This window comes from Inquilinus sp. (genome assembly GCF_057815775.1).
This window is the reverse complement of record NZ_JBYRFX010000970.1, coordinates 1-7169: the sequence shown is the minus strand read 5'-3', so window position 1 is coordinate 7169 and position 7169 is coordinate 1. Positions and strand designations below refer to the sequence as shown.

The window sequence follows — 7169 nt, the reverse complement described above, 5'->3', positions numbered from 1 at the left end:
TGTAGATGCGCACGCCGGGGTGCTTGGCGTGCAGCGTGCGCACGCCTTCCGGCACCGCCACCAGCGCCATGAAGCGGATCATCTCGTCCGGCACGCCGTGGCGGTTCAGCACGTCGATCGCATGGACCGCGGAATTGCCGGTGGCCAGCATCGGGTCGACGGCGATGAAGATGCGGCCCTGCGGCTCCGGCAGCTTCACCAGGTATTCGACCGGCATCTTGGTGTCGTGGTCGCGGTACAGTCCGATATGGCCCTGGCGGGCGGACGGGATCAGCTCGATCAGCCCTTCGGTCATGCCCAGGCCGGCGCGCAGGATCGACACCAGCGCCACCTTCTTGCCCATCAGCACCGGGGCGTCCATCAGCTCCAGCGGCGTCTCGATCTGCTCCGTCGTCATCGGCAGGTCGCGGGTGATCTCATAGCCCATCAGCAACGAGATCTCGCGCAGCAGGCGCCGGAACCCATTGGTCGACCGCCCCTTGTCGCGCATGTGCGACAGCTTGTGCTGGATCAGCGGGTGGTCGAGGATGAAGAGATTGGGGAATTCGGGCAGCGACTTCATCGGGCCTCGGCGCGGCGGTTTCGGCCCGACCATACAGGGCCGGGCCGATGGTTCCAAGGGCCGCGCCGGACTCGGGCGCTACGCCTGTTCGAGGGTGAAGCCTTCGTCCAGCCAGCCGGTCAGGCCGCCGATCATCACCTTCACCGGCCGGCCCAGCTCGGCCAGCCGGAGCGCGGCGCGATCGGCGCCGTTGCAGTGCGGCCCGGCGCAATAGACCACGAACAGCGTATCCACAGGCCATTCCGCCATCCGCTCCGCCGTGATCTCGCGGTGCGGCAGGTTGATCGCGCCGGCGATCCGGCCGGCGGCATAGGCGTTCGGGCCGCGGGCCTCGGCCAGGATGAAGTCGGGGGCGCCGGAGGCCAGGGCGGCGTGGACGTCGGAACAATCGGTCTCATGGCTCAGCCGCGCCCGGAAATGGGCCAGCGCCGCGGCGGACGGGGCGGCGGGAATGGCGGCGACGGTGCTGGGCGCGTGCACGCGCTTCGTATGCATGGGCTTCGGGGCGGGGCTGGTCATCGCGGGTCTCCGGTTGGGATGGCCGCCACTGTGCCCAGCCGCCGTCCCGGCCGCCATTGGCGCTAACGACAGGGATCGGGCAGATCTTGCCAATCTGGTCCTGAAGCGCCGTCAGGGCCGGAAGAAGCGGTGGCCGCCGATGGTGGTGAGATAGGCGTCATCCGTCGCCCAGGCCGGGGCCCGCACCCGGGCCGGGGCGTAGAAATGGGTGGCGCCGCCGGTCGGGTCGGTGAAGATGCCGGCCATCACATGCAGCGCCACCGACCAGGCGATGCGGAACCGCGGCATGTCGCGGATGGTCAGGTCGCCGGTGGTCCAGGGGAACTGGCCGCGGTCGCCGATCACGGTGCAGATGGTCTTGGGATAATCCGGGTTGCGCAGCCGGTTCAGCACCACCTGGGCCACCGCCAGCTGGCCCAGCCTCGCCTCGCCCTGGGCCTCGAAATACACGGCATAGGCCAGGCAGCTGGCCTGGTGCAGCACCGTGGGCCGCGCCCGCGGGTCGGCCAGCCGCAGCCGCGCCACGATCAGGCGCCGGATCTGGTCCGGGTTGAAGCCGCCCCGGCCGGCGGGCTGCGCCGGCGCCGGCTGGGCGGCGGGCATGTCCGGGCGGCTCGGGATCAGGCTGCCTGGATCGGGATCCGGCGGCATGATCCAGCCTTCGCCGGGCAGGGGCTGTGCCCGCAGCCCCTGCGACGGCACCAAGCACAGCAGCGCCAGCACTGCCAATAGCGGCGCGAGGTGGCGGACACGGCGCATCAGGGCGGCGGCGGTGGTGGCTGGAACAAGGGCAACTCGACCGGCCCGTCCGGCCCGCGCAACGTCACCGACCCGGCAGCGATGCTGTCGACATGCCAGCCGGACAGGTCGTCGCCCGGATGCGCGGTCAGGATCTCGCCGGTGTCGTCGCGGCGCAGCATGGCGATGGACTGGTCGCCGGCCACGATCAGGCCCTGCACCGTCAACGCCGGCGGCGGCGCGGCCACTGCCTCCACCGGAGGGGCTTCCTCCACCGCCGGCGGCGGTGCCGGCCCCCGGCGCGTGGCGCTGAACAGCGGCCGTTCGACCGTTTCGGTCAGCGTCGTCAGCTCCGGCGCCGCCATTAGCGCGGGCGGCGGGCCTGCCGCCGGCTCGTTCATCGGCACCGCGGCCTGGGCATCGCCGGCGCGGACAATGGCCGGCACCGCGGTCGGGTCGTCCGGCTGCAGCAGGTAGGAGGCGCCGATGGCGATCGGAGCGACCAGGACCAGAAGCCGCGTCAACGGGTGCCATGCCATGTCAGCTGCCTTCCGCCGGGCGGCGCATCACGCCATAGAGATCGACCGACACCGCCAGCTCCGGATCCTCGCCGCCTTCCGTCGACGCGGCCCGGATGGCGAAGGCGGGGATGAACAGCGGCGGTGCCCCGGCCTCGAAGGCGTGCAGGATGTCGCGCAGCGACTCGGTCCGGGCGCTGAAGCTGGCGCGCAGGCCGACCTTGATGTAGCCGGGATCCTCGATCGAGGGCAGCACCAGCATGCTGTCGATCCGGCCGCCCTGCCCGGTGACGATGCCGGACACCATCTGCTGCAGCGCGGCGCCGGCGATGGCCGGGTTGGCGCCCTGCAGCGCCGGCGTGTCACCGCCCGCCGCGGCCACCAGCGCGGCCTTGCGCGTCTCCAGCCGGTCCCGCATCAGCGACAGCCGGGCCAGCAGGGCCAGCTCCTGCCGCAGCCCGGCGGCGGTGTCTTCGGCGTCGCGGATCGCCACCGCCCCGGCGGCGAAGCCGGCGCCGAGGCCGACCAGCACCAGCAAGAGCAGGCCGATGGCGACGGCGCGGGCGGCGGCGGGGCTCAAATTGAAGCTCATGGTCGTGCCCCCGGCCCGGCCGCGGCCGGAACCAGCGTCGCGGTCACGACGAAGCGGTCCTGGTTGCGCTGGGAGTCGCGGACGCTCGGCGCGGCGAAGGCCACGGCGTCGAGCTGCGGCATCGCCGACAGCAGCGGGATCAGGCTGGCGGTGTCGTCGGCGAAGCCGCCCAGCCGCAGCGTGCCCTGGTCCAGCGACAGCTCAGTCAGCCAGGCATTGTCCGGCACCGTGTGGCTGACCGCCTCGATCAGGGCGGAGACATAGGGCGTGGTCCGGCGCTGGGCGCCGAGATAGGAATCCGCCTCCTCCAGCGCCCGGATCTCGGACTGCAGCGCGCTGACCGGCGCGGTGGCCCCCCGCGCCGACGCGACCTGGTCGCGCAGCTCGGACACATCGGACCACTGCGCCGCCACCGCCCAGATCAGCCAGACGGCGGCGATCGCGGCCGGCACGCCGAGGCCGAGGCCGCACAGCCAGCCGAGGCGGCGCAGCGCGCCGCGGCGCACGGCATCGATGTCGCGGCGCAGGTCGGGCCCCGGCGGCCCGGCCGGATCCTCGGCGGCCAGGTCGACCACATCGGGGCACCAGCCGGCAGCGGCCCCGGCCTGCAGCCCGGCCTCGATCCGGTCGCGCGGCACCGCCGACAGCTCGACCGCGATGGCAGCGTCGCCGGCGGGGCCCAGGCGGCGGGCGCCGAAGGCCACGGTGTCGGCCGGCCAGGGCGTCAGGCGGTCGATCTCGAAGCGCAGCACCCGGCCCAGCGCCGACTCGGCGGCACGCGGCAGGGTGATGCGGCGGCGCAGCCCGTCTTCGGCCGGGAAGCGCAGGATGATCTCGGCGCCGCGCGCATCCGCCGGCGGCCGCGCCGTCGGGTTGAACGGCACGTCGCGCAGCGTCCGGCGGCCGCGGGTCTCGATCAGCCGCGGGCCGTCCTGCCGCCACAGCAGGATCAGCCGGCGCCGCCGCGCCACCGGGCGGTGCAGCCAGCGGTCCGGCACCAGGGCGGCCAACTCGCGGCTCCACCAGCGCAGGAATGCAGCCAATCGACTGATCAAGCCGGCGATCATGCCGGGTCCTCCCCCTCGCGCCGGCCGGGTCGGGGGTCGAACCCGGCCTCGCGCCAATCCAGGATACGATAAAACGCCTTCTGGTCGGGCGCGATCCAGATCACCGCTTCGACCCGGCCGCGCCCGCCACGGCTGGTGGCGGCATCCACGGTGATGGCGAAGATCGGCCCGGCAGTGGTCCGCAGCAGGTTGGCCGCGTCGGGCGGCAGCAGCGCGGCCAGCCGTTCCGGCGTCGGCGCCGGCCGCTGCCGGCGGGCCCGCACCACCGCCTCGGCCTGCGACTTGCCGACGCCGGGCAGGGCCTGCAGCACCAGCCGGTCGGCGGCGAACGGATTGATCGCGGCGGCGGGCGACAGCACGGTGACATGCGGCATCAGCGCATCGGCGATGGCGCGGGTGATGCCGGGCACCTGGCGCAGCTCTTCAGGCGACTGGAACGGCCGGCCGGGGGTCTTGGTGTCTTCTCCATCGGGCCCGCCAGGTCCGCCGGTTGCCGCGGCCGGCGGGCGCACCGGTTGGAACGGCACGGCCTGCGCGCCGGGGTTGGTCTGGCCGACCGAGGCCCCGCCCGCCGGGGTCGCATTGCTGCCGCGCTGACGCAGGATGGCGGCGGCCAGGCGCGGCGCCGCCTCGGGCGTGCCCAGAACCGCGGTGATCAGCCGTTGCAGCGTGTCGGTATCCGCCCGGTTCAGGTCGATGCGGCCGGCCTCGTCGCGGATGCGGATGGTGACGCGGCCACCATCGGTGTCGACGGGATAGGCGGTGCCGTCGGCCACCCAGCCGTGATTGTCGTCGGCCGTGCCCAGGCCCAGCACGGCCAGCTCGACACCGCTGTGCAGCAGCGCGCGCAGCCGCACCTGCTCGGCGCCGTTGGCGGCGACCCGCGCCTCGGTCCGGCTGCTCAGGCTGAAGCCGATGGTCAGCATCGCCAGCATCACCAGCGTCCACAGCACCACGACCAGCGCGATGCCGCGCTCGCCGTCACGGGCGCTGCCGTGCCCCTGGGTGGGGTAGGGGTCAGCCGGCCTTGGCATCGTGCTGGGCCGACAGGCTGCAGAAATCGCCATTCGCGGAGGACGGCGCGGAGGGCGGCGTGGCGGATGCGGTCGCCGGGGTGGTTCCGGGGATGGCTGGCGGTGGCGCGGCCGGGTTGGGTTGGCCGCCGGCGTTGCCGCCACTGGGCGGGTTCGGCGCCCCACCCTGCTGCCCGGCAGCATCCGGCGTCGGCGGGGCGGCGCCGTCCGCCAGCTGCGACCGGACGCAACCGGCCTCCACATCGACCGGCAACGGCACCACGATGTCCGGCCACAGCGCGTGCCCGGCCGCGTCGCGGCTGCGCAGCCGGATCAGCTGCGGCGGCGCCTGTCGGTCGGGCCAGGGCGTGACCCAGCGCGGCTTGGCCTCGCCCGGCACCGTGCCGTAATAGTCGAAGGCGAAGTGCGTCGGGCCCTGGGCCAGGACCAAATCGTCGGTGGTGGTCGCGTCGTCGAAGTCGCCGAGCTTCGGGTCGAAGCCGGCGCGGGCATAGCGCAGGGTTGAGATGCCGGGCGCCGTTTCGACATGGAAGATGGCGATGGCCAGGCCGGGCGCGCCGGGGAAGCCCGGGTCGGCCACGGCCATCCCGACCCGGTCGGTCTCGCCCAGGAATGCGACCGAAGGCTTGGCCCCGTCCTGCGCTTGATCCTGTCCCTGGCTTTGCTCCCCGTCATTTTGCCAGGTCAGGCGCCGGGCGGCGGCGGCCTCGCGCCGCAGCGTGCCCTGCACCAGGGCGATCGTCTCCGACGCCTCCGCTGCCGCCGCACCACGGTTCCAGCCGGCGGTGACGAAGCGCAGCCCGCCGGTCAGCAGCACCATCACCAGGGCCAGAACGACCATGGCGATGATCGTCTCGATCAGGGTGAAGCCCCGCTGATTCCGGCGGCGGGTCATGGCGCCGCCACCAGCGTCAGGGTGGTCATTTCGAAATGGCTGCCGGACGCGCCCTCCACCGCGATGCGCACCCGGGCCAGCGCGGCCGGGCGGCCGCCCAGCGCCACGACCTGGCGCGGCGCATCGGCCCAGCGGTCGGCGTCGATCTGCCAGCGATAGCCGTCGGATTCGCCGGCCAGGCGGCTGCCGGCCTTCAGCGGCGTGTCGGCGGTGTCCAGCTGGGCCGCAAGTCCTTCGGCCACGAAGGCGGCGCGCTGCAGCCCGTCGGCCCGCGCCAGCCCGGTCAGGCCGGTCGAAAAGATCCGGAAGATCACGGTCAGAATCAGGCCCAGGATGGTCAGGGCGACCACCACCTCGATCAGGGTGAAGCCCCGATCATGGGGGCCCTTACGCCCCATCGCCGGCCTCCGCGACGCGGACCCGGCCGGTCAGCCAGTTGACCTCGACCTCGTAGCTGCGGCCCTGGCCGGCCAGGCGGATGGTGCCTCCGGTCGACCGGCCGTCGGACAGGAAGCGGATGCCAGGCCGGCCGTCACGGTCGGCGGCGATATCGGCTGCCGTGATACTGACGGCGATGCCGTCGGCGATGCGGTTGCGCAGCGGCGCCTCGACCGGGCCGAAGGTCCGCCCCACCGGGTCGATCACCACGCCCCGGGGATCGTCGTGCAGGATCGCGTCGCTGCGGGCCTGCCGCGGCTCCGACGCCAGCGTCGCCACCGTGCGCTTCAGCGAGGCGGTGGCGGACCCATGCGCGAGCAGCGGCGGCACCAGGGCCGCCATCGCGCCGAGGATGACCAGGACCACCAGCAGCTCCAGCAGGGTGAAGCCGCGGCTGGCCCGGTCATGGGGCGCTTCACCAGCTGTTGATATCGGCGTCATCGCCGGTGCCGCCCTCACGCTTGTCGGCGCCGAAGGAGTAGAGGTCGTAGGCGCCATGTTGGCCTGGGGCGCGGTAGCCATAGGCGCTGCCCCAGGGGTCCTGCGGCAGGGCGTTGGTGCGCAGATAGGGTCCATTCCAGCCGCGCAGCCCGCCGGGATTGGCCATCAGCGCCTTCAGCCCCTGGGCCGTGGTCGGATAGCCGCCGATGTCGATGGCGTAGAGATCGAGGGCGGATTTGAAGTTCTCGATCTGCAGTCGTGCCGAATCCGACCGGGCGCCGCCGAGATAAGACAGGATGCGCGGCCCCACCAGCCCGGCCAGCAGGCCGAGGATGACCAGCACCACCAGCAGCTCGATCAGGGTG

The 7169-nt window shown here is 73.2% G+C and carries 11 protein-coding genes; all 11 read right to left on the bottom strand.

The genetic code is table 11. From position 1 onward, the window contains the following. The coding region (gene upp, locus AC3XYG_RS34875) for a uracil phosphoribosyltransferase (protein WP_489144487.1) at positions 1 to 562 on the bottom strand (562 nt) is incomplete at its 3' end. A 78-nt stretch (positions 563 to 640) separates the two neighbouring features. Next, positions 641 to 1081, bottom strand: coding sequence for a rhodanese-like domain-containing protein (locus AC3XYG_RS34870; protein ID WP_489144486.1), 441 nt, complete (start codon positions 1079 to 1081; stop codon positions 641 to 643). A 111-nt stretch (positions 1082 to 1192) separates the two neighbouring features. Then, positions 1193 to 1840 carry a cell wall hydrolase gene (locus AC3XYG_RS34865; protein WP_489144485.1) on the bottom strand — a complete coding sequence of 216 codons (648 nt, stop codon included), beginning with the start codon at positions 1838 to 1840 and terminating at the stop codon, positions 1193 to 1195. Next, a complete protein-coding gene (locus AC3XYG_RS34860) occupies positions 1840 to 2343 on the bottom strand; it encodes a hypothetical protein (protein ID WP_489144484.1) in 504 nt (167 codons plus the stop codon). Before AC3XYG_RS34860 ends, AC3XYG_RS34865 begins: the two co-directional genes overlap by 1 nt. 16 nt (positions 2344 to 2359) lie before the next feature. Continuing rightward, the gene (gene gspM, locus AC3XYG_RS34855) at positions 2360 to 2929 is read right to left on the bottom strand and encodes a type II secretion system protein GspM (RefSeq protein ID WP_489144483.1); all 570 of its coding nucleotides are present in this window, start codon (positions 2927 to 2929) and stop codon (positions 2360 to 2362) included. Then, complete coding sequence (locus AC3XYG_RS34850) at positions 2926 to 3996, bottom strand: PilN domain-containing protein (protein WP_489144482.1); 1071 nt, start codon at positions 3994 to 3996, stop codon at positions 2926 to 2928. The genes gspM and AC3XYG_RS34850 overlap by 4 nt, the downstream gene beginning before the upstream one ends. Next, positions 3993 to 5030, bottom strand: coding sequence for a type II secretion system minor pseudopilin (locus AC3XYG_RS34845; protein WP_489144481.1), 1038 nt, complete (start codon positions 5028 to 5030; stop codon positions 3993 to 3995). Before AC3XYG_RS34845 ends, AC3XYG_RS34850 begins: the two co-directional genes overlap by 4 nt. Continuing rightward, positions 5014 to 5925, bottom strand: a complete 912-nt coding sequence (locus AC3XYG_RS34840; protein WP_489144480.1) for a prepilin-type N-terminal cleavage/methylation domain-containing protein — start codon at positions 5923 to 5925, stop codon at positions 5014 to 5016. Before AC3XYG_RS34840 ends, AC3XYG_RS34845 begins: the two co-directional genes overlap by 17 nt. Next, the gene (locus AC3XYG_RS34835; RefSeq protein ID WP_489144479.1) at positions 5922 to 6323 is read right to left on the bottom strand and encodes a type II secretion system protein; all 402 of its coding nucleotides are present in this window, start codon (positions 6321 to 6323) and stop codon (positions 5922 to 5924) included. Before AC3XYG_RS34835 ends, AC3XYG_RS34840 begins: the two co-directional genes overlap by 4 nt. Further along, positions 6313 to 6804, bottom strand: coding sequence for a GspH/FimT family pseudopilin (locus AC3XYG_RS34830; RefSeq protein WP_489144478.1), 492 nt, complete (start codon positions 6802 to 6804; stop codon positions 6313 to 6315). The genes AC3XYG_RS34835 and AC3XYG_RS34830 overlap by 11 nt, the downstream gene beginning before the upstream one ends. Next, positions 6779 to 7169 (bottom strand): type II secretion system major pseudopilin GspG (gene gspG / locus AC3XYG_RS34825; protein ID WP_489144477.1); only part of this gene is annotated, 391 nt, incomplete at its 5' end. The genes gspG and AC3XYG_RS34830, both read right to left, overlap by 26 nt.